This window comes from Streptomyces rubellomurinus, assembly GCF_000961885.1.
In the GTDB taxonomy this organism is placed as follows: Bacteria; Actinomycetota; Actinomycetes; order Streptomycetales; family Streptomycetaceae; genus Kitasatospora; species Kitasatospora rubellomurina.
In genome coordinates this window covers 1-335 of sequence record NZ_JZKH01000353.1, presented here as the reverse complement: position 1 = coordinate 335, position 335 = coordinate 1, and the positions used below count along the sequence as shown (strand labels likewise).

The 335-nt window shown below is 74.9% G+C and carries 1 pseudogene; it reads left to right on the top strand.

Annotated elements, in window-relative coordinates:
* Nucleotides 1-335, top strand: a pseudogene (locus VM95_RS38170) (electron transfer flavoprotein subunit alpha/FixB family protein); the annotation flags it as partial.

Sequence of the window (335 nt, the reverse complement as noted above, 5' to 3'; positions counted from 1 at the left end):
CTGGTGGACCACGCCGACGGTGCGGTCCGCAAGCCGGCCCTGGAGCTGCTGACCCTGGCCCGCCGCATCGGTGAGCCGTCCGCCGTCGTGCTCGGCGCCGGTGCCGCGGCCGCCGACATCGCGGCCAAGGCCGGCGAGTACGGCGCCGCCAAGGTGTACGTCGTCGACGGCGCCGAGTTCGCCGACCAGCTGGTCGTCCCGAAGGTGGACGCCCTGGCCCAGATCGCCAAGGCCAACGACGTCGCCGCCGTCCTGGTGACGTCCTCGGGCGAGGGCAAGGAGGTCGCCGCCCGCGTCGCGCTGCGCCTGGGCTCCGGCATCATCACCGACGCCGT